Source organism: Pseudomonas sp. Pseusp88, from assembly GCF_047303955.1.
GTDB lineage: Bacteria > Pseudomonadota > Gammaproteobacteria > Pseudomonadales > Pseudomonadaceae > Aquipseudomonas.
The window spans coordinates 44,294-69,586 of record NZ_JBGLYM010000024.1 but is presented as its reverse complement, the minus strand read 5'-3'; the positions used below and the strand labels follow the sequence as shown (position 1 = coordinate 69,586).

Sequence of the window (25,293 nt, the reverse complement as noted above, 5' to 3'; positions counted from 1 at the left end):
TGCAGTGCTCGACAGCCGCGCTACGACGGCTCCCCGATACCCCTGTTGCGCGAAAGCACCGTCAGTGTGCTGCCCGGCTACGAGACCTATAGAGCCCGGCTGCGCCTGGGCCAGGTGGGCGAAGGCCCGACGAACCTCCATAAGATCGACTATTTCACCCAGGCCGAGTTGGTTCGCAACAAGGAGGCGGAAACCTTCACCCAAGGGCTCATTCAGGTGCTCAAGAATGGGTATGGTCGAGAACCGGAGGGATGGAGATGGCTTGTATTACGAGGTTGCTTTCAATGGGCAGCTGAAAGCTACTGCCAGCTGGATTTTACAAGATGCTCTCGTTTCGATGAAATGCAGCGCATGGACAAGATCCCGGCCAATTGTGTTGCCGTCCAGGGTGTCGCTGACAGCCAGCCATTGCCAGCAATGGGCAACCCATCGACGTGCGACATTCGACTGATGCCGCAGATGGGTTGCTGATAGCGGCTTGTCAATGGCGTCCTCATCAACAGGTGTTCACACCTTTCGATGCCTTCTTTCGTCACCAGAGTTGTCCACGAAAATCTTGAGTATCTCTGTGGATAACTCTCTGAATGCCATGTGACTCATGGTTTTTAACGGTTTGATCAAAAAATGATCAAATGCCTTTTCCAGTTTGAAAGTATTGATTGTCAACGAGTTTTTTCAACTAAAAAGGCATGACTCACAGCGCTTCGCAAGCATGATGGCGATTTGATCGGCTTCCATTGTTGTGGATAGCTGCGTGTAGACTGGCAGGCGATTTCAGGGTGAGCCGGTCGGGCGGTCCCGTTACTTTCTTGCAAGGCGTGTCTATGGATTTGCGTCAACTCGAAGCCTTTGCCGCAGTGATGTCGGCAGGGAGTGTCACTGCGGCGGGGAAAATGCTCGGGCGTTCGCAGCCCTCGGTCACGCGGGTGATCCAGGAGCTGGAGCAGGAGTTGGGCTTTGCCTTGTTCGAGCGCAGCGGACCCAAGGTCACGCCGACGCAAAAGGCCTTCGCCATGTATGCCGAGGTGGAAAGTGCCTTGCAGGGTATTCGTAATATCCGCCAGCGTGCCCAGCATCTGGCCCATGACGAGAACCGGCAGATCAAGCTGGTCGCCATCACGGCTCTCGCCACCGGGTTGCTGCCCCTGGCGTTGTCGCGGCTGCCCGCTGAGTTGCGGCCGCAGCAGATTCAGTTGCAGAGCATGACCCCGGAAAACGTTGTGCAGGCGGTGTTATCCAAGACCATGGACCTGGGCGCCGTCAGCCTGCCGACCGAGCATCGCGGCCTGGATATCCACTGGATCGGCGAGGCACCTTGTGTGGCGGTGCTGGCGGCCGACTCGCCATTGGCAGAGCATGCCGTGCTGCCCATGGCGTTACTGGCCCGTCAGGACCTGGTGACCATGTCCAACCCGTTCCGCTTTCGCCGCCGCATCGACAAGGCGTTCCACGATCTGGGCCTGCAGGCGCCGAATATGTTCGATACCAATACGTCGCTGATTGCCATGCAGATGGCCCGGGTCGGCCTCGGCGTGGCGATGGTCGATCCCTTTACGGCCATGGGCGTGCCCCTGGAGGGGGTGGTGGTGCGGCCAATCGCCTGTAATATCCCGTTCTTCTTTGGGTTGATCTCGGCCTTCGCCCATCCGTTGTCGGAAGTCACCCAGGCGCTGATCGAAGAACTGGCGATCTCGGCCAGGGAGCTACTGCCCGACATGATCATGCATCCGCCCGGTGAGCATGATGCGTTGTTGCAGAGCATTTACGCGGAATAAGCCTCGTCACCCACGATTGGAATGCGATCGGGCAGGAGCGAACCTGTTCGCGAGGCGTTGGACCAGACACATCGCCTCCCTATCGCCAACAAGTGGCGCCTGCGTGATCAACGTTTTCGCTGCATAACGGTGCGTTTGTGAACGCACTTGAAGCACCATTTATTCCTATTTGTTCTATCAATATTCCTTTATGTAAGTTGTGGGAATAAAAATCCGGTTTTAGTATTCATATTTCGCATTCTTGGCCTTCATGAATTCATTTATTGAGGTTTTGGAGCGTTTTTTGAATAAAGATTGGGGCCATTCCCTGATCGCCATTCCGAGTACTTGCCCATGTTCGACCTCAACGCCCCCATCGGCCTTCCTGCATTGGAACAACGCCTGCGCCAGGATCTGGAGTGGCTGGAACTGCCCGCCAATCCCTGGGTCAAGCCGCGCCTGAGTGATGGCCGGGCGACGCTGGATGTGGCAATTATCGGGGGTGGCATGGCCGGGCTGGCGTTGTCGGCAGAACTGCGCAACCTGGGCGTGAGTGCAAGCATCTTCGATCAGGCTCCCGCCGGTTTCGAAGGTCCGTGGGCGACTACGGCGCGCATGGAAACCCTGCGCTCACCCAAGCAGTTGACCGGGCCGGCGCTGGGGCTGCCAGCGCTGACCTTTCAGGCCTGGTTCAAGGCACAGTTCGGTCAGGCGCAATGGGATGCCCTGGACAAGATCCCGCGCCTGCAATGGGCCGACTACCTGCGCTGGTACCGCCAGGTACTGAAACTGGATGTGCAGAACGACACGCGAGTCAGCCGGGTACAGCCGCGGGCCGATGGCCTGGTCGAGCTGGATCTGGTTCACGACGGGCAGACCCGTACCGTGCTGGCCCGTCATGTGGTGCTGGCCACCGGCCGTGATGGCCTGGGCGGGCCTTGGGTGCCGGAGTTCGCCAAAGACCTGCCCTATGAGCTTTGGGCGCACTCGGCGGATGGCCTGCAAAATGACTGGTTTGTCGGCAAGCGCGTCGGTGTCATCGGTGGCGGCGCCTCGGCCATGGACAGTGCTGCCACTGCCCTGGAGGCCGGTGCCGCACGTGTCGATCTATTGGTTCGCCGCGCCGATCTGCCACGGGTGAACAAGGGCAAGGGCGCCGGTAACCCCGGGATGACCCATGGCTACTGGCGCCTGCCGGATGCCTGGAAATGGCGCATCCGTCGTTATCTCAATGCCCAGCAGGTACCGCCGCCACGGGGTAGCACCCAGCGGGTGTCGCGCTCGCCGAATTCGCGGTTTCTGCTCAACAGCCCGATCGTCTCGGCGAGCCTTGATCCGGCTGGCGCAATTGTGCTGAATACGCCCACCGCAAGGCTGGAATACGATTTTCTGATTTTCGCCACGGGCTTTCGGACCGACTTTGCCCTGCGTCCGGAATTTGCCGGTTTCGCCCGGCATATCCAGACCTGGAGCGATCGTTTCACGCCACCTGCCGATGAGTTCGACGCCGAACTGGCCGAGCTGCCGGATCTGGGCACCTGTTTCGAGTTTCAGGAGAAAACCCCCGGTGCCTGCCCTGGCATCGGCAAGATCCATTGCTTCAACTACCCGGCCGCTTTGAGCTACGGCGCAGTGTCCGGCGATATCCCGGCCATCAGCGAGGGCGCCAAGCGCCTGGCCCACGGCCTGACCGGGCAGCTGTTCAACGAAGATATCGAGCAGCATTTCACCGCGATGAAGCTCTATGCCGAACCCGAGCTGTTGGGTGACGAATGGGTGGTGGCCCAGCCCACGCCCGAAGAGCTGCGCGGATGATCGGTTGGGCGGTGCGGCGCATCAGTCAGTCGTTGCTGGTGGTGCTGGTCATGACGTTGGTGGTGTTTGTCGGCCTCAACGCCATCGGCAATCCCATGGACATTCTGGTCGGTGAAGACCTCAACCAGGCCGAGCGCTTGCAGGCCATCGCCCATCTGGGCCTGGACAAGCCGCTATGGCAGCAATACCTGCTGTTCGTGCAGGGCGCGCTGCACGGCAATCTTGGCCAGAGCTTTGTCTATCACGAAGATGCCATGCGCCTGATCATGCAGCGCCTGCCTGCCACCTTCGAACTGGCGTTCAGCGCCATGTTGCTGGCTGTGGTGCTGGGCGTGCCCCTGGGCATGTTTGCCGGCAGTTACCCGGACCATCCGCTGTCACGCCTGCTGATGGCGGGCAGCATCGTCGGCTTCTCGCTGCCGGCGTTCTGGGTGGCGCTGATGATGATCATGCTGTTCTCGATCAAGCTCGGCTGGCTGCCTGCCAGTGGGCGCGGCGATACCCGTGAACTGTTCGGCATCCAGTGGTCGTTCCTGACCCTCGACGGCCTGCAGCATTTGCTTTTGCCGGCACTCAATCTGGCGCTGTTCAAGTTTTCCCTGGTGTTGCGTCTGACCCGTGCAGGCGTGCGCGAAGTGCTGCCTCAGGAGTACGTGCGCTTTGCCCGGGCCAAGGGCCTGACGCCGGCGCGGGTGATGCTCATGCACGTGATGCGCAACACCATGATCCCGCTGGTGACGGTGCTGGCTATGGAGCTGGGTTCGACCATCGCCTACGCGGTGGTGACCGAAAGCATTTTTGCCTGGCCCGGCGCCGGCAAACTGATTCTGGACAGTATCAACACCCTGGACCGCCCGGTGGTGGTGGCGTATCTGATGGTGGTCGTGGTGATTTTCGTGGTGCTCAATCTGATCGTCGACAGCCTGTATTACCTGCTTGACCCCCGTGTGCGTGTGGAGGCGAGCCGATGAGCGCCGTCGAAACCGTTCCCCTCAAGGCGCAGTCGCCATGGCGCCGGGTCTTCGGTGAATTCAGTCGCTCGCCGGTCGCCGTGGGCGGACTTGTGGTGCTAGCGCTGATTATCCTGCTGGCCTTGCTGGCGCCATGGATCGTCGCGCAAAACCCTTATGACCTGATGCAGCTCAACGTTCTGGATGCACGCCTGGCACCGGGCAGCCCCAATATGGACGCCGGTTATACCTATTGGCTGGGCACCGATGGCCAGGGCCGCGACCTGTTGTCAGCGATTATCTACGGGCTGCGCATCAGCCTGTGGGTCGGCATTGGTTCGGCGCTTATTGCGGCGGTGATCGGCACCTTGCTGGGGCTGCTGTCGGCTTACGCGGGTGGCTGGGTCGATGCGCTGATCATGCGTCTGGTGGACTTGCTGCTGTCCTTCCCGGTGATCCTCATGGCGCTGATGATCCTTGCCTGGCTGGGCAAGGGCGTGGGCAATGTGATGCTGACGCTGGTGGTGCTGGAGTGGGCGTATTACGCGCGCACCGCCCGTGGCCAGGCATTGACCGAAAGCCGTCGTGAATATGTCGATGCGGCGCGGGGGCAGGGCATTGGTCCGTGGCGCATCGTGGTCGGGCATATCCTGCCCAACTGTCTGCCGCCGCTGATCGTCATCGGCGCCTTGCAGATTGCCCGGGCCATCACTCTGGAGGCGACCTTGTCCTTCCTCGGCCTGGGCGTGCCGATCACCGAGCCGTCCCTGGGCCTGCTGATCGCCAACGGCTTCCAGTACATGCTCAGCAATGAATACTGGATCAGCGTGTTTCCGGGGTTGGCGCTGCTGCTGACCATTGTCGCCATCAATCTGGTGGGCGATCGCCTGCGTGATGTCCTGAACCCGAGGTTGCAGCGATGAGTCAAGCGACCCTTGAGGTGCGCAACCTGTGCACTTCGTTCTACACCCATGCCGGTGTGCTGCCAGCGGTGCGCGACGTGTCCCTGCGCCTGCAGCCGGGGCGTATCCTCGGGCTGGTCGGCGAGTCCGGTTCGGGCAAGTCGGTGACCGGTTTTTCCATCCTCGGTCTGGTCGATGAACCGGGGCGCATCAGCGGCGGCGAGGTGCTGTTTCAGGGATGCGACCTGACGCAACTGGCGCCAAAACAGTTGCGCGAGTTGCAGGGCAATCGCATCGCCATGGTCTTCCAGGACCCGATGATGACCCTCAACCCGGTACTGCGCGTGGATACGCAGATGATCGAGGCCGTACGCGCCCATTCGATCATGAGCAAGCGTGAAGCCCGTGAGCATGCCAGCCGTACCCTGGGCCTGGTCGGCATCGCCAGCCCCGACGAGCGCCTGCGCGCCTATCCGCACCAATTGTCCGGTGGCATGCGTCAGCGCGTGGCGATTGCCATTGCCTTGCTGCATGCGCCGGACCTGATCATCGCCGACGAGCCGACTACGGCCCTGGACGTGACCATTCAGGCGCAGATCCTCAGTGAAGTGCAGAAACTGGTGCGCCAGCAGGGCACCTCGCTGATCTGGATCACCCACGACCTGTCGGTGGTGGCCGGACTGGCCGACGATATTGCAGTGATGTATGCCGGGCAGATCGTGGAGCAGGGCAGCGTCGCTGATGTTCTCGATCGTCCGCAACACCCTTATACCCAAGGCCTGATCGACAGCCTCCCTAGCCGTAACAAGCGCGGGCAGCGCCTGCGGCAGATTCCCGGCATGGCCCCGAATCTGTTGGCAATGCCGGTGGGTTGCGCCTTCGCTGCCCGGTGCAGCCGGGCTTCGAGTGTTTGTGCGCAAGAGCCGCAGATGCAGGAAATCGAACCCGGCCGTCTGGTCCGCTGTTTTTATCCGGGAGCTGCCGATGCGCGCTGATCATTCGAGTCCTGTTGTCGAGCTGCAACAGGTCAGCAAGACCTTCGGCAAGGCGGCTGACAACACCGCGGTACAACGCCTGTTGCAGCGCTTGCATCTGACCCGGCCAACGCCTGTGACCCATGCCGTCGACCGCGTCGACCTGCGCATTCAGCGCGGTGAAGTGGTGGGGCTGGTGGGGGAGTCCGGTTGCGGCAAGTCGACCCTCGGGCGCATGGTCGCCGGGCTGCTGCCGGTCTCGTCCGGCACTGCATCGGTCAATGGCAAGGCCCTGGACAGCCTCAGCGCTGCCGAGCGCCACGCCGTGCGCCTGCAGATCCAGATGATCTTCCAGGACCCTTCCGCGAGCCTCAATCCGCGCCTGCGCGTTGACCGTATCGTCGGCGAGGGCGCTTTGCTCCATGGCCTGACCGACAAGGCCGGGTTCGACGACTACGTCAGTGCCCAGTTGCAACGCGCCGGGCTCAGTCCGCAATTGCGCCAGCGCTATCCGCACCAGTTCAGTGGCGGTCAGCGCCAGCGTATCGGCATCGCCCGGGCCCTGGCGGTGCAGCCGCAACTGTTGGTGTGCGATGAATCGGTGGCGGCGCTGGATGTGTCGATTCAGGCGCAGATTCTCAATCTGTTCATGGACCTGCGCGATGAACTGGGCCTGACCTATCTGTTCATCAGCCATGACCTGGGCGTGGTCGAGCACCTGTGTGACCGGGTCGTAGTGATGTACCTGGGGCGCGTGGTGGAAAGCGCCACGGTCGATGATCTGTTTGCCCGCGCCAATCATCCCTATACCCAGGCACTGCTGGCGCAGATTCCGCGTTTCGATGTTCGCAGTACCCGTTATGACGCGATCCAAGGGGAAATCCCCAGCCCGCTTAACCCGCCCGCCGGGTGTCATTTTCATCCCCGCTGCCCGCATGCCACGGCGCGCTGCCGCGAGGAAGTTCCAACGCTCCGGGAGGTTGCACCCAACCACCTGAGCGCCTGCCACCTCAACGACTAACCCAGAGCGGGCGTGCAGCCCGTCATGCCATTGCGTGCAAGGAACGACCCATGAAACAACTGTTTGTACGATCGCTGTTGGCTTCGGCCCTGATCCTCGCGGCCGGCACCGCAGCCGCGCAAGATCTGCGCATCGCCTTCGCCGACCCGATTTCCTCCCTGGACCCGCAACTGAACAACTATGCCGGTGACCGCTCGGTGGCCATCCATGTCTTCGAATCCCTGGTCAACCGTCACGATGACCGCACCCTGCCGGGCCTGATCAAGAGCTGGAAAGTGCTGGACGACAAGACCTGGGAGTTCGATCTGCGCGATGACGTCAAATGGCAGGACGGCGTACCCCTGACCGCCGATGACTTTGTGTTCTCCTTCGAACGTGCGCGCAGCGTGCCGGGCAGCGTTGCCTCCTACGCCGGTGCCCTGCGTACCGTCGAATCGGCCCAGGCCAAGGATGCCCACACCCTGATCGTCAAGACGCGTGCGCCCAACGCCAACCTGCTGCCGGACATCGACTCGATCTACATTGTCAGTCGCCATGTCGGCGCCACCGCCAGCAGCGCCGACTACAACTCGGGCAAGGCCATGGTCGGTACCGGTGCCTATCGCTTTGTCTCCTATGTGCCGGGCGACCGCACGATCTTCGAGCGCAACAATGACTATTGGGGCGCCAGGGCGACCTGGGACAAGGTCGACTACCGTTTCGTGCCTAACGCGTCCAGCCGTACCGCCGCGTTGCTGGCCGGTGACGTCGATGTGATCGACAAGGTGTCGCCGACTGATGTCGAGCGTTTGCGCAAGAGTCCGAACGTCAGCGTCTTTGCTTACCAGGGCCTGCGTGCCCTGCTGATTCAACCCAGCTTCCGCGAAGGCCCCAACGAGTTCATTCGTGATAACGCGGGCAAGCCTTTGGCAGAAAACCCGCTGCGCGATCTGCGCGTGCGCAAGGCGTTGTCCCTGGCGATCAATCGCCAGGCCATCGACGAACGCATCATGCAGGGCACGGTAACCGAGGCCAACCAGTGGATGCCTGCCAACACCTTTGGCTACAACCCGGCGATCAAGAACATTCCCTACGACCCGAAACAGGCCAAGGAGCTGCTCGCCCAGGCGGGCTTCCCCGACGGTTTCCAGCTGACCGTGCATGTGCCGGGCGACCGCTATCCGCAGGCGCCTGAAGCGATGCAGGCGGTAGCACAATTCTGGTCACGGATCGGCGTCAAGGTGCAGCTGGAAGTGCTGCCTTGGGCGGTCTATGCGGGTAAGGCGAACAAAAACGAACTGGCGGTCAGCGTAATTGCCTGGGGCAACGGCACCGGTGAAGCGGCCTATGCCCTGACCAATATCCTCAGCACTGTGGACAGCGGCAAGGGCCAGGGCGCCTCCAACTGGGGCCACTACAGCAACCCGCTGGTGGACCAGGCCCTGGCGCAGTCCACCGCCGAGTTCGATGAGGAGAAACGTCGGGCCATTCTGCAGGAGTCGGTCAAGGTGGTCAGCGAGGACGTGGGCATCATTCCGCTGTTCCATTACCAGAACATCTGGGCGGCGCGTAAAGGGTTGAAAGTCCAGCCACTGGTCAGCGACCGCACCACGGCGAGCATGGTTACCGTGCAACCTTGATGCATTTTTGTGGGAATGAATTCATTCGCGAAATCGGTATTTCAGTCGCCGCAGAAGTAGTGGATGTACTGGCCTCTTCGCGAATGAATTCGTTCCCGCAGGTTATTTTACAGGATTTGATATGAGCACCGATCTGATCGACAACCTGCTGGGGCTTGCCGCCCCGGACAATCTGTACAGCGTGCGCCATGCCCGTGACAAGGTAGTGGCCGCGACCCAGGGCAGCCATGAGCTGTTCTTCGCCGAAGACTTGCCGGGAGACCTGACCCTGGTCGAGCGCCTGGCAGTGGCCTTGTACGCCGCCAGCCTGACCCCGCAAACGGCCCTGGCCAGTCACTACCTGGAGCAGCTTCAGGCTCGGGGCGTCGACTCGCAACAGTTGGCGCATATCCAGAGTGACAGTCTTGAGGACATCGGCAATCCGCGTTTGCAGGCAATCCTGGGTTTTACCCGGACCCTGATTCTGTCGCCGGTCGAGGGTGATCAGGGCGCGCTCAAGGGGTTGCAGGACGCTGGCCTGGCCACCACGGAAATCGTCGTGCTGGCCCAGTTGATCGCCTATCTGTCTTACCAGACGCGCCTGCTTGTCGGGCTCAGCGCATTGCAAGGAGCCCAATCATGAGCGAGCCGATTCGCAGCAACGGTTTCACCAGTGAAGAGTTGGGCTGGAAGGCCTGGCTGCCCAAGGTCGATCTGGACAGCGCCACGCCCGAGCAGATTGCCGTGCTGGAAGAGAGCCACCCCAAGGCCAAGGTCTCGGATTACTACCTGACCCTGGCCCATCAGCCGGACATCCTGCGTCAGCGTTCCCTGGCCTTCAACGCCATCATGTACGCCCCCGGCGGTTTGTCCCGTGCCGAGCGCGAACTGGCGAGCACCGTGGTTTCGCGTATCAACCGTTGCGTTTACTGCGCCTCGGTGCACGCCCAGCGTTTCGAGCAACTGGCCAAGCGCAATGACGTTATCGCCGAGGTCTTTGCCGATCCCCACACGGCAGGCACCACGGCGCGGGAAAAGGCCATCGTGCAGTTTTCCATCGACCTGACGCTGAACCCTGCCGAAGTCGGACCGCAGCAGATCAAGCCACTGCGCGAGCAGGGCCTGAGCGATGCCGAAGTGCTCGACCTGATTCACGCGATCGCGATCTTTGCCTGGGCCAATCGGTTGATGCTGAATCTGGGTGAGCCGGTGTTTGCTGTATAGGGAGTGCCGAGGGAAGCCTGTGGGACCGGCTTTAGCCGGGAAGGCGGCGGTACATGCATTAAAGATGCAGCGACTGTACCGACTTCATCCCGGCTAAAGCCGGTCCCACCGAATCACCGCCAGGATTTACCAGAAGGTAGTGGCAGGCGCCGTCAGCTTCTGAGCGATCAGGTCAATCGCCCGCTGCACGTCTTCGGCCCGGGTATACCGCCCCAGGCTCAAACGCAGGCTGCTCGATGCCTGCGCCGGGCTCAGCCCCAGCGCCAGCAGCACGTGGGACGGGGCGTTGCTGGCCGAATTGCAGGCCGAGGTCGTGGAGAAGGCCAGGTCATTGGCCAGGCTCATGGCGTTGAAACCGGGGCTGTCGATGCACAGGTTCAGGGTATGGGGGATGCGTTGCTCGGGGCTGCCGTTGAGGCTGACGCCGGGCAGTTGCAGCAGGCCGTCGCGCAGTTGCCGGGACAGTTCGCCGATGCGCTGGCTTTCCTCATTCATCTCGGCGCTGGCCAGGGCAAAAGCCGCACCCATGCCGACGATCTGGTGGGTGGCCAGGGTGCCGGAACGCAGGCCCTGCTCATGCCCGCCGCCGTGGATCTGCGCCGCCAGCAGGGGCCGCGCACGCTCATTGAAATACAGCGCGCCGATGCCTTTCGGACCGTAAGTCTTGTGCGCCGAAAACGACATCAGGTCCACCGCCAGCCGACTCAGATCGATGGCGACCTTGCCGGTGCCCTGGGCAGCGTCGACGTGAAAGATTGCCCCGTGTTCACGGACGATCTGGCCAATTGCGGCGATGTCCGTGGTGGTGCCGATCTCGTTATTGACCAGCATCAGCGACACCAGAGTGGTGTCCGGGCGCAGCGCCTGACGCACGGCCTCGGGCTGGATCAGACCGTCGTTGCCCGGTTGCAGCCAGGTCACCGGATGCCCGGCCTGTTCCAGCTGGCGCACGGTATCGATCACGGCCTTGTGTTCGAGCACGCTGGTGATGAGATGGCCGCTCGGGTTGCTCGCAGCCAGGCCTTTGATGGCGAGGTTATTGGACTCAGTGGCGCCGGAGGTCCATACCAGTGCATCAGCGGCGCAACCCACCAGTTCGGCGACCTGACGACGCGCCAGTTCAACGGAGGTGCGGGCCTGATTGCCAAAACTGTGGGAGCTGGAAGCCGGGTTGCCGAAGGTACCTTCGCGACCGAGGCAGGCCACCATCAGCGGGATGATGCGGTCATCGACCGGAGTGGTGGCGGCGTAATCGAAGTAACAGGGAGTGGTGGTCATGGTCGAGGGCCTGGGCTAGCGGTAATGGCAAAAAGATTACTAGCGTGGGCCTGAAAAAAAATTGATATCTCGACGGACTAACGGAGTTTTTAACGAATAATATTCGAATGAGTGGAAGGTTTATGAAATAAAATTTCAGATGTTCACCCCATTCGATTATCTTCATCGCCACAACCCCGAAACCGCCGCAGTTTTTACTCCCCCGGAGCGCCGCCGTGGACAAGTTCGATCAAGCCATCCTCAGCATCCTGCAGGCCGATTGCACCCGGCCCATCGCCGAGATCGCCGACGCCATCGGCCTGGGCAGCACCGCCTGTTGGCGGCGGGTACAGAAGCTTGAAGAGCAGGGCATCATTCGTCAGCGTGTGGCCTTGCTCGACCCGCGGCAACTGAACGTGGCGGTGACGGTGTTCGCCGCGATCCGCACCAACCAGCACAACGCCGAGTGGCTTGGACGCTTTCACGCCCTGATCGACACCTTGCCTGAAGTGGTGGCCTGCTACCGCATGGCCGGGGATACCGATTACCTGCTGCGCATCGTGGTGCCGGATATCGCCGGGTACGACTCGGTGTACAAGCGCCTGATCGAACTGCCCGGGATTACCGATATCAGCTCCAGCTTTGCCATGGAGCAGATCAAATCCACTACGGCGTTGCCGTTGGACTATACGGGATCACAAAGATAGGAGCGTTGGAGCGAGGCTGGCCCGCGAATCGGGTGACGCAGGCCATCAGGCATACCGCGTTCAATCGTTCGCGGGCAAGCCTCGCTCCGACGGACAGACTCAAAATTTGTAATTGACCCCCAGGGTCAACGACCGCTGCGGCGCTGGCTGGCGGCCCCAGGGGCTGGTGTCGATGCCGCGGAAGTAATACTCGCGGTTGAACAGGTTGCTGATACCCGCCGAAGCGGTCAGCACGCTCTTGTCCTGCAGCTTGAACTCCCGCTCAAGGGCGGTATTCCATAACCAGTACGCAGGCAGTTTGCCCACCGAAGCGGTAGCATCTTCGGCGCCGCTATTAGCGGCATCGGTATAGGCGCTGCTGACATACAGGCCATCGAGGCTGTAGGTCCAGTGCTCGGCAAAGCGGTAGCGGCCTTCGACATTCAACTGATTGCGCGAGGCGAACGGCACTTCGTTACCCTTGAAATCACCATTGCGCTGTTTGGCGTCGAGGTAGGCGTAGCTGGCGTGCAGGTCAAGGTTGTGCAGGGCTTGCGGGGTCCAGAACACTTCAGTCTCGATGCCCTGATGGCGGGTGCTGCCCAGGTTCACATAGCGGTCGGTGGTGGCGTTGTAGACGATCTGGTCATCGAAATCGATGCGGTACAGGCCTAAATCCACACGCATGCCGTCCCAAGGGGTATAGCGCACGCCAGTCTCGTAGTTCCAGGCCAGTTCAGCGCCCACCGAGCCTTCCTTGACGATCTGCGTGACCTGCGGCGGACGCAGTGATTTCTGTGCGTTGGCGTAGACATACCAGGCGTCAGTGGCCTGATAGCCGACTGTCAGGCCTGGCAGCCATTCTTCGGACTTGTTCTTGTTCTGGAAGCCGGTGATGCCATCGTTGTAGTCCATGCGCGCATTTTCATAACGTACGCCGGGTGTGATGGTCAGTTTGTGGTCGAGCAGGCCGATGGCGTTGCTCAGGTAAAAGGCCTTGGCGTCGTCGTCGAACTTCCAGTTGCGGAAGGGCGCATTGACTCCGGTTGTCAGACTCTGGCGATCAACCTTGTAGTCAATATCTTCGCTGACATAGCGTGCACCCAGCAGCCAGGTCTGGCTGACCTCATCGCCATCAATGCTCATGCTCAGGCGCGGTTCGCTGCCCCAGACGCGGAAGTCCCGTGGCCCATCCTGCTTGGTCGCGGCCTTGCCATCCGGGGTGAAGGGCAGGCCGACGACGAAGTTGCGGTAGCTCTTGTGGGCGAAGTTGGTCCAGCTGAACTCTACCGAATCGAACGGCCCCATGGCGCCGAGGCGCTGGGTGTAGGTGCCCCAGACGCGGTCAGTGTCGCCTTCGAAGCGGTCGATGGGGCGGGTCGATTGCCGTGGGTCGTGCTTGTAGTCTTTGACGCTGAGGGCGCCAGCCAGGTCCATATCAGCCTTGTAATGCTGTACGCCGAAACTCAGGTCGCGGTCGTCATCGATATTCCACTGGCCGCGCAGGCGGTAGTTCTGGATGTCGGTGTCGGAGTGCTCGCGCCCGGCCTCGCCGGTGACGGTATTGAGGTCCAGTTGCAGACCGAAGTTATCGGTCAGGTAACCGCCCGTGCCGACATAGGAATCCCACAGTTGGCGGCCGCCGGCGTTGAAGGTGGTGCGCTCCTGCAGGGTGGTTTGCAGCTCGCGGGGGATCGGCTTGCTGATGAAGTTGATCACCCCGCCGACGTTGTTCGGGCCGTACTGCACGGCGGCGCCACCGCGGACGATATCGACCCGGTCCACGGTGGCCATGGTCACCGGGAACAGCGACAGGCCTGTCTGGCCGTAGGGCGCCAGTGCCAGAGGGATGCCGTCAGATAGAGCCTGGATGCGTCCGCTGCGGCTCTCATAGAGACCGCGCACCGCAATCTGCGGCAGGGCGCCGGTGCCGGTTTCATCGAAGATCTTGACCCCAGGTACGTGTTGCAGGGCTTCGTCGACACCACGGGTACTGGCTTTCTGCAAGTCCCCGGCATCGATCACGCTGCGGCTGCCGGAGTAGCTGAGTACTTCCGGATTACTGGCGTTGCCCAACACATCACCGCGGATGACCATGGGCGCGATATCGGTAGGGGCGATCACGGCGGCAGGCGTTATCAGCGTCGATGCCGAAGTTGTTCCGGCCGGGACGATGATAAAGGTGTGCTCATCCCGGGCCTGGGGTTGCAGACCGCTGTGATCGAGCAGGCGGTCCAGGGCTTCCTGTGGAGTGAAGCTGCCTTTGAGCGCCGGGGCGGTCTTGCCGCTGGTGATATCGCTGGCGAAGATGATCTGCACCGACGATTGCCGGGCCAGGGCGTTGAGGGCCTTGTCCAGCGGGCTGCCGGGCAGGTCGATTGCGACCCGCTCCTGACCCTGCACCAGGCCGGACACCGCGAGCAGCAGACTGCTGGCAAGCAAGGACAGCGGCAAACGCCGACGGCTGGGACGTACAGGCTGCTTCATGTAAGGGGTTTCCTTGAATGACGTGGGCTATGTACAGAAAGCCGTCACGAAGCCCGCGCAACCCTACCTGGTTGCGCGATTATTTTTTCAAGGCAGTGTTTTTACGCCGTACATGCAGGGTGCCATCGGCGTCGCTGGCAAGGCTCAGGGGCAGAATGCTCGGCAGCAGACCGAGCAGGTTTTCCACGTTGCTGCTGTCGAAAGTGCCGCTGATCGGCAGGCTGGTCAGGCTCGGGTCATCCAGGCGGATCGGTGCCTGGCGATAGCGCTGGATCACCGCCAGCGCGTCGCCCAGGGGCGTGCGTTCGAAGATCAGGCGGTTGTCCTTCCAGGCCAGCACCGCCTCGACATCCACCGTCGAAGGCGTGAGTAGATGACCATGGCTGGCCTCGATTTGCTGGCCGGGAATCAGTTGCTGCGGTGTTTCGTCGGGCAGGGTCGAGCTGACACTGACGTTGCCCCTGGCCAGGGTCACGCGCACGCTGTCATCCAGATTGCGTACGCCAAACAGGGTGCCGAGGACCTTGATCCGGGTTGTTCCGGCCTGGACTTCGAATGGCCGCAGCACCGTGCGCGAGACGTCGAACAACGCCTGGCCGCTGTGCAGCACAACCCGTCGCGAACGCACATGCCACTCGACGTCGACGCGGGTGTTGCTGTCCAGGGTCAGGCGGCTGCCGTCGGCCAGTTGGCTGCTGAGGTGTTGGCCGATGGCCGTGCTGTAGGTTTCGCTGCGATAGGCCGGGTCAAGCCAGGCCAGTCCGGCGCCGAGCAAAATCAGTAACGCCGCCGCGGCTGCTGCCTTGCGCGGTTTGCGAGGCTTGGGCGTGGGCAGGGGGAAGCGTTTGCGCAGTTCTTCGCGATGGCGCAACAGGGCTTCGTCTTCCCGGGACAGCGGCTGCTCTGGAGCGGGCGTCGGACTCATGGCTGTGTCTCCAGACGTGCAAGGTAGTCACGGCAGGCGACCATGCCCAGACGCAGATGCTTTTCCACCGTCTTGAGTGACACACCCAATTGCGTGGCGACTTCTGCCTGGGATATCTCGTGGACCTTGTGCATGACGAAAACCATCTGGCAGCGCGTCGGCAACTGAGCGATGGCCTGGGCCAGGTGTTCCAGTTCCCGGTTGGCCTCACAGTAACGCTGTGGCGAAGGGCTTTCACAGATCGTGTCCGGCAGCTGCGGCAGGGTGACGATCCACGACTGGCGACGGTGTTCGCTGCGGTAGCGGCTCACCGCCTGGTCATGGGAAATCTTGTGCAGCAAGGCCAGGGGCGAGTGCACGCCGTCCTTCTCGCTCTTTTCCAGCAGTTGCACGCAGACATCATGCACGACTTCATGGGCAAAACTCCGGTCACCAAAACGCCGGCGCACACGATCCACCAGATCGTCATAGTGACGAACCAGGGTGTTGAGCAGGGATGGCTTGACGGGATCGAACGGCACAGTGAACTCGAAACAGGCTGAAACATTGCTGAATATAAATGAGAAGTCTTTTCATTAATAGTCTTCTGCCATTTCATCCAGCTGTAATCACTGCTTACCCTTGCATTGCCCGATTGACCGGTCGGTCATGGCTAAACGCTTGAATTCACGAGAAAGTTGTCCACGTAAACCGGGGGTATGTCTGTGGATAACTTCAGGAATGCCAGTACGCGGGCGGTCTGGAGCGGAGTGATCAAAAAATGAACAGGTATTTCGCGATGCATCAGGTGGGCGAGATTATTGTGGGAGCGTCTGATCGAACTGCCGGGGATTACCGATATCAGCTCCAGCTTTGCCATGGAGCAGATCAAGTCCACCACGGCGCTGCCGTTGAACTACACGGCTTGATCAGTTCGCTTTTTGCGCCAGCAGTGCGTCCAGCGCGGGTGTGTTATGGCTGACGAAGGTCTTCTCTTCTCGCGTGATGAACACTGCGGCAACCTGATGGACAAGGGCGTATTGGAAGCCGCGTACAGGGCCCATGACGATCAGCAGGGTGGACAGACCGTCCGCGTTGCGGGCCGAGCGGTCGATGACAGTGACCGAAGTGAGGTTATGAGTGATGGGGGCTCCGGTGGTTGGATCGAAGAGGTGCGAGTAGTGGTTGCCGTTGGCTTCGAAGTAATTGCGATAGTCGCCCGAGGTGGACATGCCGTAACCGTCGAGGTCGAGACTGATCTGCGCGACTTGTTCATCGTTGCGGGGGGCTTCGATGGCGATACGCCAGGCGCTGCCGTCGGGTTTGAGGCCCACTGCCTTGAGCTCGCCGGTGATTTCCGTCAGATAGCTGTGTATGCCCATTTGCTCCAGCAACGCTGAAACCTGATCCACCGTAAACCCGGCTGCGATGCTGTCGAAGTCCAGCTTGATATCGGTGTCCTTGCACAGTTGCTGTTGTTCGATGTGCAGGTGTCGATGCCCGATGTGCTGTAACACTTGAGCGATCTCGGCGGCGCTGGGCACGCGTTCGCCATGGGCGTCGGGGCCGAATCCCCAAAGGTTCATCAAGGGTTCGACAGTCAGATCATAGGAGCCCCCGCTGTCCTCGGACAACTGGCTGCCGTAGCGAACCAGGCTGAGCATGCTTTCGGGCAACTCCATGCAGCTTTGCGCCGGAAGCCGATTGAAACGTGATACCAGCGAATCCTTGCGATAGGTCGACATCTGTTCGTCGACCTCACGCAATGCGGCTTCCACCTTGCTCTGGACTTCGCTCGGTGACGGGCCTGACGATGTGCGTACATATTTGATCGTGTAGGTGCTGCCCATGGTCGGCCCGCCAAAACTTTCGATACGTTCGCCGCAACCGGCCAGAAGTGCGGCCAGCAATACACAGGCCAGGCCCATGCCTGTATGCCGATAGATGCTAGTGTTTGCTGGTCGTTGCATGATCATCGCCCGCGGGAAGGTGAACGGTTGCCAGCAATTGCGCCAGGCTGCCATCGGCCTGCATGGCCAGGACAATATCGGCGCCCCCCACCAGCTCTCCGTTGACGAACAATTGCGGGTAGGTCGGCCATGCAGAGATGCCTGGCAGTTTTTCGCGTATCTGTGGCGCGGCCAGAACATTGACGTAAGTGAAAGCCTGACCCATCTGGTTCAGAGCGTTTACCACCGCCCCGGAGAAGCCACATTCCGGGGCGTCGGCGGTGCCTTTCATGAACAGGATCACGGGATTTGCACTGATCTGGGCGCGAATCCGTGCTTCGGTGTCAGGCGTTTTCATGCGTGATCTCCCAGGGGCCGAGCCACTGCGGCGGTCCGGGTTCTGACGAAGTGGTCTGCATGGCTGCGGCGGTTCTTCCAGGCCTCGTAGCCGCCGTCCAGACTGTAGCAATGGGAGAAGCCAAAGTCCGCCAGTAACTGGGCTCGCTCCTGGCTGGCATGGCCCTTGTAACAGCAGACGATCAGGTGCACGTCCTTGGGCGTGCTGCGAATCAGGCTGCGGATGCTCAGTTCACTGAGATGGATTGCCCGCGGGTCATGCCCCTGGCAGTAGGCGTGAGCGTCGCGCATGTCGAGCAACATCACCGGGCTTTTGCTGGTCAGCAGAACCTGGGCGTCGTCGACGCTGATGCGTGTGTAGTGAGTCATGATTCTTCTCCATAGCATTCATCATAAGTTGGGCAGATTCCGCAAGAAGGTGCGCGGCAGACGTAGCCGCCGTCCTGTTCACACAATTGTTTGTAGAAAAATTTTTTCCAGCGCATGTCTTGCACATTGCGCATGGCCAGCAGCGGAAAGTTATGGGTCAACAGCTCGCGCAGCTGCAACCGTGACGCCAGGCCCAGATCCCGCCAGAGATGATTGCCGCCCAGGCAACCGGCCGCGACGATGCCGGCCAGCCAGACTTCCTCTTGTTCGCGCCCCCGGCGTCCGCTGAGTAGCAGGCGGGATAATTCAAACCATTCATCACGGCGCAGCTCCAGCAGCTCCTCCCTGAGTGCGCCCGGTTCATCACCCGCTGTGCGCGCGCAGTCCTGCAACTGCCCCGATTTGCCGAAGTGCAGCGCGATCATTTCGTCGTACAACCTGACGCTCAGGCCAAGATGCCGCGGCAGGCAGGTACGCCCGGCACGCTGCTCGGCAAGGATGCGGGTGAGCCAGGCATGGTTGGCGTGCTGCTCATCCAGCAGCGCGCCGGAGCGGCTGGCAGTGGCATTCATGGCGTGACTTCTATGGTCGTTGGCACACAGCCGATATGGGATTCCTGTCCATGGTTGCAGCCCTCCAGCGGGTCGATGTTGTCGATGGGAAAGCTGCCCCGACAGGGCAGCATGGCATTGAGTCTGGCCAAGTCGAAACCGACCAGATGGTGCTCGCCGAATCGGATCAACGGGCGGCGAATCAGCAATGGGTTGGCCAGCATCAGGGTGATCGCCTGCTCAGGATCGAGCGCGCGGTGATCCAGATTGCCGTATTTGATGGCTGGCGCCGAAAGATTGAACCACTCTGCCACGGGCCGTTCGCCGAAGTAGGGGCGCAAGGTGTCCCGGGTCCACGGCTGAATCAGCAGGTTAAGCACTTTGACTTGCATGCCGCAGGAACGCAGCAGCTGTTTTTGCAGTTGATTGGTGGCACAGCCAGGTTTTTCGTAAAAAACGATGCACGACATGGTGGCCTCCTCAGCGCGCCTGGATTTCCCGCATTGCCTCAAGCATGCGTTCTGGTGGTATGCCCGTCAGGGACCCCGGGGGGTTGGCCTGGCAGCCATTGGCCAACAGGATCGCGCCTTCCACCGGGCAGATACTGGCGCACTGCTGCTCGCTGAAGTCGCCATCGCATTCGGTGCATTTGTGTGCATCGATCAGGAACTGCGTCGGCGCCGCGCTGATCGCGTCGCTAGGACAAACATCAACGCAGGCCCAGCAGTTGACACAGGACTCGACAATTTTCAGTGCCACGTTCCACGCTCCTCACGTCACATACGTTCCAGGGTTCGATCAGGCATTGACGCGCAATGAAGATGGCTGGGTATCCAGACGCGCGTTGTCGATCAAATCCTGATAGACCGCCAGTACCGCCTCTTCTATGGGCTCCATGGCATGTTCACCATTGGGCTGAATACCGGCAGCCTCCAGTGCGCTCCAGGGTTCGAAACCGATCTTGGAACACAACACCGCTTCACAGCCTTTCAAGGCTCGCAGGCTACCGGCCAGGGCGCTTTCTTTCTCACCGCAACTGTCATCACCGATGCAGTACTGCTCGACTTTGCGATGCCCGATGAAGCGCACCCCGCAGGACGATGCTTCGTAGACCAGAAACTCCTTGGCGTGACCGAAATGCTGATTGATCAGGCCCGCGCCGCTGGTGGCCACCGCCATCAGTACCGGGCGATGACTGCCTTTGACCTGAGGGGCGCTGGTAACGGGGACTGACATGGCTGCCAGGCGAGCCTTTTTCGTGGCTTTCTCATCCAGCTCTTCGATGATCGCCGCGTGGATAACCGCTCGTTTGAGCATGGCGGCTTCGTAGTCGATATCCATCTGCTCGATCTTGTCGAGGGTGAACTCGTCGCCCCGATCCTCGCCCAGCAGACCAACGGCATCGGCCCGGCACTGGCGGCAATGGCGCATCATGTTCATGTCGCCGGCACAGGCATCCTGCAAGTCCTGCAGTTCTTCAGGCTCCGGGCTGCGCTGGCCCATGACCCCGTAAAACGTGCCGTGTTCGGCTTCGGCAATCAGCGGCATCACGTTATGCAGAAAGGCGCCCTTGGCCTTGACCACACGGCTGACTTCCTTGAGGTGTTCGGCGTTGACGCCGGGGATCAGTACCGAGTTGACCTTGACCAGAATCCCCCGGGCAACCAGCATTTCCAGGCCTTTCTGTTGTTGCTCGATGAGAATCTTTGCGGCTTTTTTGCCGCGAATACGCTTGTTGTTCCAGAAGATCCACGGATAGATCCTGGCGCCGACTTCCGGGTCCACACAGTTGATGGTGATGGTCACATGATCGATGTTGTACTTGGCCAGTTCGTCTACCAGTTCCGGCAGGGCCAGGCCATTGGTCGAGACACAAAGCTTGATATCCGGCGCTTGCTCGCTGAGCAGGCGGAAGGTTTCAAAGGTGCGTTGCGGATTGGCGAGCGGGTCGCCCGGACCGGCGATGCCGAGCACAGTCATTTGTGGAATGGTGGCGGCCACCGCCTTGACCTTCTTTACTGCCTGCAGCGGATCGAGCACCTCGGACACCACGCCAGGACGTGACTCGTTGGCGCAGTCGTATTTGCGGTTGCAATAGTGGCATTGGATATTGCACGCCGGGGCGACGGCCACATGCATGCGGGCGAAGTAGTGATGGGCTTCTTCGGAGTAGCACGGATGGTTCTGGACTTTTTTGCGGATGCTGTCCGGCAAGTGCGAGAGCTGATCGTCGGTGCTGCCGCATGAGCCTGACGAGCAACCGCCAGCCATTGCCTGTTCGCTGTTTTCTTGCCCAAGTACGCTGAGTTCCATGCTGATTCTCCGGATAGGCGCCTTTGTCTGGAGAGGTATCAGCAAGTGTTGTGCCGATTTTTCAGGGCATTGATTCAAAAGGGTTTTATAAGCGTTCGTCATGGGGTTTGTCCGGCATCGGACAATCTTTCGGGGCTGCAGAAGGTGCTGTGTCCGACAACTGACAAGGCCCTTGTCGCAGTCCGTCGCCGATCAGACATGGCTTTTTTTACCCTGGAGTCGGTACACCTTGTATTCGACCGGCTTCGCTGCATGGTCCAAAACATCAGGATGGGTTTCATACAGACTCTCGACATGGGCCAGTTCGATCTCAAAATCCGCGGCATACAAAGCCCCGACTTCCCGGTCGATCCCCATCCTTTTCTGACGGCTGTCTCCGGCTTGTGCATCCTCCACTGTCAGTAGAAACACATTGGCCGTGTCCGGGACTATCCTGCGCAGTTGGGCAATGTAAGCGGCCCGAATATGGGCGGGCAGAGCAGTAAGAGCGGCGCGGTCATAGACCGTATCGATGTGCCCAAGGTCCTGGGGTTGGAGCGCGAAATAATCACCGCACAGAATCGTGATCCGGCCGGCGTGCCACATGGTGAAATCCCCGGTTTCGCGGCGGGTCGGGTACAGGTGGTTTTCATTGAAGAAAGCCCTTACGGCAACGGGGCTCAATTCCACGCCGATGACATCGTGGCCGCACTTGGCGAGCCAAATCATGTCCAGGCTTTTGCCGCACAAGGGAACGAAGACCCGGTTGTGGCGAGTCACTCTCAGAGCTGGCCAGAAGCGCGCCAACAGGGGATTGACCGCCTCTTGATGGAATGCAATGCGGTGTTCGCGCCACAGTTGCAGCCATAGTGTGTTGTCTGAATCGCTCATCGGTATGGCCTTCCTGGCCGGGCACGCAAGACCTCTGTTTTCAGAGGCAGGCGCGTCACAGTTTGCGCATATGAATGTTGAGCGTCTGGATTCGATAGGCTATCTGTCGTGGTGTCATCCCCAGCAGGCGAGCCGCCTTGGCCTGAACCCAGCCAGCCTGCTCCAGCGCGGCAACGACCCGTTCACGGTCGTCCATCGAGTCGTCGCCCAGGTCTACATCCTGTAACGGCGCCAGTGGCTGGGTGTCGTTGTCCAGGCCTGTCAGAGAGATCACGTCCCGGGTGATGGTGCCGTCTTCGCTCATGATCGATGAGCGCTCCAGGCAGTTCTCCAGTTCGCGGACGTTGCCGGGCCAGCGATAGCTGATCAGCAATCGGATTGCGCTGTCGGTAATGGAGAGCTTGCGTCCCTGTTGCCGGGCGATCTTGGTGATCAGGAATTCGGCCAGCTCCGGCAGGTCGGCAATGCGTTCTCTGAGCGGCGGTACACGAATGGCCATAACGTTGAGCCGGTAATAAAGGTCTTCGCGGAACCGGCCTTTTTCCACCTCGCTTTCCAGGTCACGGTTGGTTGCGGCAACAATCCGTACATTGACCCGAACGGTCTGGCTGCCACCGATCCGTTCCAGTTCGCCTTCCTGAAGAACTCGCAGCAACTTGGCCTGGAACATCGGCGAGATTTCGCCGATTTCATCAAGGAACAAGGTGCCGCCGTCAGCCTGTTCGAAGCGTCCCTTGCGTTGCTTGATCGCGCCAGTGAACGCGCCTTTTTCATGGCCGAACAGCTCGGACTCCAACAGCGTTTCGGGCAGTGCCGCACAGTTGAGCTTGATCAGCGGATGATGCGCCCGTGGAGAGTTGTAATGGATTGCGCTGGCGATCAGTTCCTTGCCCGTGCCCGACTCGCCGAGGATCAGTACCGTGCTGTCCCATTTGGCGACTCGCCGGACCTGATCGAAGATTCGCCGCATGATTTCGGTATGGCCCACGACCATGTTCTCGAAGCCGTATTTGGCACGCACTTCCCGGCGCAGTTCGTCTCGTTCATTCTTGACCTGGCTGCCGTCTTCCTGGTTCACCACCAGGCGCACGGACTGTGTAAGCAGGCAGGCGATGATTTCCACGAAACGTGTGCGATCAGCCATCAGGCTGTCAGCGCGAGCGTCCGGCTGGGCGGCCAGTACACCGATGGTATTGCCGTCCTGGGATTTGATTGGCACGGCAATGAACGGCATCTCTAGGTCATACAAGGCGAGGCGGTCGAGAAAGCGCGGTTCCGATGAAATTCGGCCGAGTACGACGCTGTTGCCATTTTTGACAATGCTGCCCAACACCCCCTCGCCAATCCGGTAACGCACCGTTTCGCTGGCGTGGATCACGGTTTGCGCATCACTGTGGATCGCACCGACCTGCAACGTACCCTGGGTCGGATCGCAGATCGATACCATGCCGTGCAGCAGCCCAAGATCGTTATGCATGATCCCCAGAATCTGGGCGAACACGACCTCGATCTGCTGTTCGCGACACAGTATCCGGACGATCCCGGACAAGGCCTGTAACTGGCCGTCAAAGAGTTCCAGCCGGGTCGGCATCGCGGGTCGCTGGACGAGATGGGTATTCATCGGCGAAGCCTCCTGGTCAACGAGCAATGGAGAAAGGCAGTTCAACCACGACACGACAGCCTTGCTGGTAACTGCCGTCGATATGCACCATGCCAGCGTGCTCGTTGACGATTTCCTGCACCATGGCCAGCCCCATACCGCGTCCGGCCTTGTGCGCAGGCTTGGTACTGAAAAATGGCTGGAACACTTTGAACATCAGTTCCGGTGCTACGCCTGGGCCGGTGTCGTTGATTTCCAGACGCACCACTTGTTGGTTTTCCACCTGGGTCTTGATCAACAGCTCGCGGCTGGTGTGGTTCTGGCTCATGGCATCGATGGCGTTGTCCACCAGATGCTTGATCATGCTGCGCAGGCTGCTTTCGCCGCCCATCACCCAAGGCAGGCGCAGGGCTGGCTGCCAGTCGACGATGATGCCCTGGGCCAGTAGCCGGTCAGTGCACAGCGTGATGACTTCGCGAATCAGTTGATTGATGTTCACCGGCATCTTGGTATCGGCCACTCGCACCGGGATCGAACCCGCCAGGCTTTCGAGGGCTTCCATGCCCGCTGTACTGGCTTCGAGCATGGCCTTGAGTACGGCGTCGTTCTTGCCTTCGTCGCCCAGTCGGCGTTCGAGCATGTGCGCGGCAGCGGCAATCAGATTGACCGGGCCTTGCAGGCGGTGGATCGCGCCGTTGAAGGTTTCGCGCATGCCGTCGAGCAGTTCATCTTCGGCCATTAGTGCTTTCAAGGCGTTGAGTTGAGAGTCCTGCTGCTTTTGCCGCAGTTCGGAAATGTCGTTGAGTGTCAGCAACAGATGACGCTCTTCGCCGTGGGAGAAAAATACGTCAGCGCTTTCATCCTCGATCTCTACCGCCATGCCATGGCAGGACAGCCAGCAAGGCGAGGAGCCGCCCAGGTCAAAGGAGATTTCCTTGCCGGTGAAGTTCTTGCCCTGTTGCTCAAGCCCTGCAAAAGGCTCCGGCAGATTGTCGCGCAGCAGGGTGACAAGGCTTTCCGGTGTCCCATCGGTAGTCAGGTGCCGGGCCAGACGACTGAAGCTTGGATTGGACAGCTGTACCCGATGCTCACGATCCAGGACCGCGATGGCGACGGGGGCCGAGTTGACCACCGCGTCGATCAACAGTCGCTGGTTGCTGACCCGTTGCTCCAGTTCGTGCAGGTCACTGGTGTCACGATGCATGCCCAGATAGTGGATGGTTTCGCCGTCCTGATCGAGCACGGGAGCGACGGTCAACTGCGCAAGGTAAAGAAGATCGTCTTTGCGCCGGTTGATGAGTACACCCGACCAGGGCTTTTTCTGTGCCAGTCGACTCCATAAGGCCTGATAAACCAGTTTGGGTGTCTGTCCGTTGGACAGCAGTGACTCATTCTTGCCGATGATCTCGCTCGCGCTGTAGCCGGTGATGCTGCTGAACGCGCGATTGCTATAGAGAATGTTGGCCTGCAGGTCAGTGATCGAAATGGCGATAGGTGCATGTTCCACCGCTTGCTGGAATACCTCGGCAGCCAGGCCGGTGGGCGTGACGCTTTCAGGTGGGATCTGGCTATCGGGTGTCAGTTTGGCCTGGGTCATACGCAAAACCTCGTCAAATGCCTGGAAGCTGAAAACTCGGTCTGTCGCGATCACTAAAGGGATCATCTTTTTTAAAACAGGGTTATCCGTCTGCCTGAAGGCTGTCTGCAAGCAC

General features: G+C 60.5%; 25 protein-coding genes and 1 pseudogene. 12 read left to right on the top strand and 14 right to left on the bottom strand.

Translation table 11 applies throughout. The annotated features are described in order from the left end of the window. The first annotated feature begins 45 nt into the window (after window positions 1–45). The 10 genes from ACCD02_RS24240 (at window position 46) to ACCD02_RS24195 (ending at window position 10,238) form a co-directional block, all read left to right on the top strand. Complete coding sequence (locus ACCD02_RS24240) at window positions 46–471, top strand: hypothetical protein (RefSeq protein ID WP_413307631.1); 426 nt, start codon at window positions 46–48, stop codon at window positions 469–471. 353 nt (window positions 472–824) lie between these two features. Further along, window positions 825–1,775, top strand: a complete 951-nt coding sequence (locus ACCD02_RS24235) for a LysR family transcriptional regulator (protein ID WP_413307629.1) — start codon at window positions 825–827, stop codon at window positions 1,773–1,775. Between the two features lie 333 nt (window positions 1,776–2,108). Continuing rightward, window positions 2,109–3,569 (top strand): SidA/IucD/PvdA family monooxygenase, encoded by a 1,461-nt coding sequence (locus ACCD02_RS24230; RefSeq protein ID WP_413307626.1) that lies wholly within the window; start codon window positions 2,109–2,111, stop codon window positions 3,567–3,569. Next, window positions 3,566–4,540 (top strand): ABC transporter permease, encoded by a 975-nt coding sequence (locus ACCD02_RS24225; protein ID WP_413307623.1) that lies wholly within the window; start codon window positions 3,566–3,568, stop codon window positions 4,538–4,540. Before ACCD02_RS24230 ends, ACCD02_RS24225 begins: the two co-directional genes overlap by 4 nt. Continuing rightward, window positions 4,537–5,442 carry an ABC transporter permease gene (locus ACCD02_RS24220; protein WP_413307620.1) on the top strand — a complete coding sequence of 302 codons (906 nt, stop codon included), beginning with the start codon at window positions 4,537–4,539 and terminating at the stop codon, window positions 5,440–5,442. The genes ACCD02_RS24225 and ACCD02_RS24220 overlap by 4 nt, the downstream gene beginning before the upstream one ends. Next, window positions 5,439–6,416: an ABC transporter ATP-binding protein gene (locus tag ACCD02_RS24215; protein WP_413307618.1), complete on the top strand. Its 978-nt coding sequence runs from the start codon at window positions 5,439–5,441 to the stop codon at window positions 6,414–6,416. Before ACCD02_RS24220 ends, ACCD02_RS24215 begins: the two co-directional genes overlap by 4 nt. After that, the gene (locus ACCD02_RS24210) at window positions 6,406–7,416 is read left to right on the top strand and encodes an ABC transporter ATP-binding protein (RefSeq protein ID WP_413307615.1); all 1,011 of its coding nucleotides are present in this window, start codon (window positions 6,406–6,408) and stop codon (window positions 7,414–7,416) included. The genes ACCD02_RS24215 and ACCD02_RS24210 overlap by 11 nt, the downstream gene beginning before the upstream one ends. 50 nt (window positions 7,417–7,466) lie before the next feature. Next, on the top strand, window positions 7,467–9,035 hold the full coding sequence (locus ACCD02_RS24205) for an ABC transporter substrate-binding protein (protein ID WP_413307612.1): 1,569 nt from the start codon (window positions 7,467–7,469) through the stop codon (window positions 9,033–9,035). A gap of 121 nt (window positions 9,036–9,156) precedes the next feature. Further along, on the top strand, window positions 9,157–9,657 hold the full coding sequence (locus ACCD02_RS24200; protein WP_413307610.1) for a CMD domain-containing protein: 501 nt from the start codon (window positions 9,157–9,159) through the stop codon (window positions 9,655–9,657). Then, window positions 9,654–10,238, top strand: a complete 585-nt coding sequence (locus ACCD02_RS24195) for a peroxidase-related enzyme (RefSeq protein WP_413307607.1) — start codon at window positions 9,654–9,656, stop codon at window positions 10,236–10,238. Before ACCD02_RS24200 ends, ACCD02_RS24195 begins: the two co-directional genes overlap by 4 nt. Before the next feature lie 126 nt (window positions 10,239–10,364). Here ACCD02_RS24195 and ACCD02_RS24190 read toward each other — a convergent pair whose 3' ends face one another. Continuing rightward, window positions 10,365–11,516, bottom strand: coding sequence for an aminotransferase class V-fold PLP-dependent enzyme (locus tag ACCD02_RS24190; RefSeq protein WP_413307605.1), 1,152 nt, complete (start codon window positions 11,514–11,516; stop codon window positions 10,365–10,367). 215 nt (window positions 11,517–11,731) lie between these two features. Here ACCD02_RS24190 and ACCD02_RS24185 point away from each other — a divergent pair, with 215 nt between their 5' ends. Then, window positions 11,732–12,202, top strand: a complete 471-nt coding sequence (locus ACCD02_RS24185) for an Lrp/AsnC family transcriptional regulator (protein ID WP_413307603.1) — start codon at window positions 11,732–11,734, stop codon at window positions 12,200–12,202. A gap of 99 nt (window positions 12,203–12,301) precedes the next feature. Here ACCD02_RS24185 and ACCD02_RS24180 read toward each other — a convergent pair whose 3' ends face one another. The 3 genes from ACCD02_RS24180 to ACCD02_RS24170 all read right to left on the bottom strand — a co-directional run bounded on the left by ACCD02_RS24180 (window position 12,302) and on the right by ACCD02_RS24170 (window position 16,114). After that, complete coding sequence (locus tag ACCD02_RS24180; protein ID WP_413307600.1) at window positions 12,302–14,668, bottom strand: TonB-dependent siderophore receptor; 2,367 nt, start codon at window positions 14,666–14,668, stop codon at window positions 12,302–12,304. 79 nt (window positions 14,669–14,747) lie between these two features. After that, on the bottom strand, window positions 14,748–15,593 hold the full coding sequence (locus ACCD02_RS24175; RefSeq protein WP_413307597.1) for a FecR family protein: 846 nt from the start codon (window positions 15,591–15,593) through the stop codon (window positions 14,748–14,750). Next, a complete protein-coding gene (locus tag ACCD02_RS24170; RefSeq protein ID WP_413307595.1) occupies window positions 15,590–16,114 on the bottom strand; it encodes an RNA polymerase sigma factor in 525 nt (174 codons plus the stop codon). The genes ACCD02_RS24175 and ACCD02_RS24170 overlap by 4 nt, the downstream gene beginning before the upstream one ends. A 291-nt stretch (window positions 16,115–16,405) precedes the next feature. Here ACCD02_RS24170 and ACCD02_RS24165 point away from each other — a divergent pair. Beyond that, window positions 16,406–16,501: pseudogene (locus ACCD02_RS24165) on the top strand (transcriptional regulator); the annotation flags it as partial. On the opposite strand, the gene ACCD02_RS24160 reads toward ACCD02_RS24165, so the two are convergent. The 10 genes from ACCD02_RS24160 to nifL all read right to left on the bottom strand — a co-directional run bounded on the left by ACCD02_RS24160 (window position 16,502) and on the right by nifL (window position 25,178). Continuing rightward, entirely contained in the window at window positions 16,502–17,542 is a 1,041-nt protein-coding gene (locus tag ACCD02_RS24160; protein ID WP_413307592.1) for an FAD:protein FMN transferase, read from the bottom strand. Further along, the gene (grxD, locus tag ACCD02_RS24155) at window positions 17,520–17,879 is read right to left on the bottom strand and encodes a Grx4 family monothiol glutaredoxin (protein ID WP_413307589.1); all 360 of its coding nucleotides are present in this window, start codon (window positions 17,877–17,879) and stop codon (window positions 17,520–17,522) included. The genes ACCD02_RS24160 and grxD overlap by 23 nt, the downstream gene beginning before the upstream one ends. Next, entirely contained in the window at window positions 17,876–18,247 is a 372-nt protein-coding gene (locus ACCD02_RS24150; protein ID WP_413307587.1) for a thiosulfate sulfurtransferase GlpE, read from the bottom strand. The genes grxD and ACCD02_RS24150 overlap by 4 nt, the downstream gene beginning before the upstream one ends. Then, window positions 18,244–18,819 carry a nitrogen fixation protein NifQ gene (locus ACCD02_RS24145; RefSeq protein WP_413307584.1) on the bottom strand — a complete coding sequence of 192 codons (576 nt, stop codon included), beginning with the start codon at window positions 18,817–18,819 and terminating at the stop codon, window positions 18,244–18,246. Before ACCD02_RS24145 ends, ACCD02_RS24150 begins: the two co-directional genes overlap by 4 nt. Beyond that, the gene (locus tag ACCD02_RS24140) at window positions 18,816–19,268 is read right to left on the bottom strand and encodes an ArsC/Spx/MgsR family protein (RefSeq protein ID WP_413307582.1); all 453 of its coding nucleotides are present in this window, start codon (window positions 19,266–19,268) and stop codon (window positions 18,816–18,818) included. Before ACCD02_RS24140 ends, ACCD02_RS24145 begins: the two co-directional genes overlap by 4 nt. Before the next feature lie 10 nt (window positions 19,269–19,278). After that, window positions 19,279–19,557: a 4Fe-4S binding protein gene (locus tag ACCD02_RS24135; RefSeq protein WP_413307579.1), complete on the bottom strand. Its 279-nt coding sequence runs from the start codon at window positions 19,555–19,557 to the stop codon at window positions 19,279–19,281. Between the two features lie 39 nt (window positions 19,558–19,596). Continuing rightward, window positions 19,597–21,111: a nitrogenase cofactor biosynthesis protein NifB gene (gene nifB / locus ACCD02_RS24130; protein ID WP_413307577.1), complete on the bottom strand. Its 1,515-nt coding sequence runs from the start codon at window positions 21,109–21,111 to the stop codon at window positions 19,597–19,599. A gap of 192 nt (window positions 21,112–21,303) precedes the next feature. Then, window positions 21,304–21,981, bottom strand: a complete 678-nt coding sequence (locus tag ACCD02_RS24125; protein ID WP_413307575.1) for a thiopurine S-methyltransferase — start codon at window positions 21,979–21,981, stop codon at window positions 21,304–21,306. A gap of 55 nt (window positions 21,982–22,036) precedes the next feature. After that, window positions 22,037–23,602, bottom strand: a complete 1,566-nt coding sequence (gene nifA, locus ACCD02_RS24120; RefSeq protein WP_413307572.1) for a nif-specific transcriptional activator NifA — start codon at window positions 23,600–23,602, stop codon at window positions 22,037–22,039. Window positions 23,603–23,618: 16 nt separating this feature from the next. Continuing rightward, window positions 23,619–25,178, bottom strand: a complete 1,560-nt coding sequence (gene nifL, locus ACCD02_RS24115) for a nitrogen fixation negative regulator NifL (RefSeq protein WP_413307569.1) — start codon at window positions 25,176–25,178, stop codon at window positions 23,619–23,621. Window positions 25,179–25,293: the final 115 nt, after the last annotated feature.